General features: G+C 66.5%; 2 protein-coding genes. Both read right to left on the bottom strand.

The window, feature by feature from the left end:
- Nucleotides 1-742 (bottom strand): transposase (locus MJ783_RS16770; protein ID WP_239311382.1); only part of this gene is annotated, 742 nt, incomplete at its 3' end.
- Between the two features lie 471 nt (nt 743-1,213).
- Nucleotides 1,214-1,650: group II intron maturase-specific domain-containing protein (locus tag MJ783_RS16765; RefSeq protein WP_305039501.1), on the bottom strand; the 437-nt coding region annotated here is incomplete at its 5' end.

Here is a 1,650-nt window from a genome sequence, read left to right as displayed (position 1 = left end):
AAGCGATGTGTTCGAGTAGCTGGTGGGAGAAGCCCGCCCCGTCGAGGCGGATGAGCATCCGGTGGCGCCAGGCGCCCGGGATGCGTTCGACCGCCCTGGTCAGGGTGGCGATGGTGTCGGCGGCGTCGTTGGAGGTGGCGTTGCCCGGTCGGGGGTCGACGACGAGCAGGTCGTCGGTGTTGTCGCACGTCGCCAGGTTCGGGGCGAACCCGATCCCGCCCTTGTAGGTGGGCTTGGCGTTCCGCTTGTCCTGCGAGGCGGAGAACACGAGCGAGGCGTCCAGGTCGACGACGGTGATCCCGGTCAGCTCCCTCCCGGCGACCGCCAGCCAGGGGAACCCCTCCGGCCGGGCGGCCAGCAGTTCCCACCAGCGGCGGCGGAACCCGGCGACGGCGTGGTTGAGGCCGGTGAGGGTCTCCTCGCCAGCTTCGTCGAGGAAACGCCACACCGTCGGGGTCGAGGCGACCGGCCCGGTCACCGGAGCGAGATGGCGTAGGCCCTGGAAGTCGCTGATCGCCTCCCCGCCGAGCAGCAGCGTCAGCGCGAGGTCGACAGCGAGCTGGCCCCGGTCATAGACCGGGATGAAACCGCGCCGTGCCCAGGCCGCGGACAGCGCGGCCCGCAGGCCGAGCTTCTCGGCCAGCAACCGGATCGGGAGAACACCGACGGAGGCGACCAGCCGGTCGTCGTCGCCGACGAACTCGAGCCGGTCAGCCCATACTGCACCTGGCGTAGCCTGCACGGAAGAGGTGCACCTACCTCACATGGACGCGGTCCTAGACAAATCGCATCCTTGCTGGTCAGGTGCACCTCGATCAGGTTCCGGCAAGGTCAGCCCGGCATATCACCCGCCCCGGTGAAAGACAGAGGTCAAGGGCACAGTGGATTAGGCACCCTGTGGTCTACCGGGGACTTCTCTATTTACGAGGCCTGGACCAGCATCACTCGGCCAACTGTGGGCCACCGAACGTCAACAGAACGATCGGGGCGCCGCCCCATCAATTCGCCAATGGCCTTTGCTAAGTTCCGCGGAGACCAGGAAAACCAAGATGTAGGGTAGGCGACTGGCGCGGTGGCATCTCGCTTTAGGCACAGGGTCCGGTACTTTTGTCCGCGTGGTTTCCCCCGCGTTTTTTCATCCCGGCCGTCCATGGCATGCTCCGTTTCCAGCCGCCCCCCGTCAATCCGTGCATGCGGTTCTCCCGCACACGGCTTACCGACGCCGTTCACCGCCAGCATTCGGTTTCTCCCGCCAGGTCTTCCCAGCCCTGGGCGAGACAGTGATTCCATACAGGCTGATCAGGCCGAGGTCGACCGGCCGCGAGCGCGACAGCACCCGCCAGCCGAACCCCATGCTGCGTTTATGACGGGCCCGTACGAACCGGGCCAGTCGCTCCTGCGCGAACCTCCTGATCATGCTAAGGCGCCGGGCAGAATGCCCGAAGCGGAAGTAGCCGGCCCAACCACGCAGGAACGTGTTAAGCCGTTCCACGATCACCTGTGGCGGTAACAACAGCCGCGACCGGTCGGTAATCTCCCGAATCCGGTCACGGGCATGCCGCATCGCTCTGTCCGAAGGCCAGCGAGCGAGGAACGTCACCTTTCGCCTGCCGCGGTCCCCTCCGGACCGCACGACCCGGTGGTGAAGTA

The organism is Protofrankia sp. Cj3 (assembly GCF_917627355.1).
Taxonomy (GTDB): Bacteria; Actinomycetota; Actinomycetes; order Frankiales; family Frankiaceae; genus Protofrankia.
Note: the sequence above shows the minus strand (reverse complement) of the source record. Positions and strands in the feature narration are given on the sequence as shown.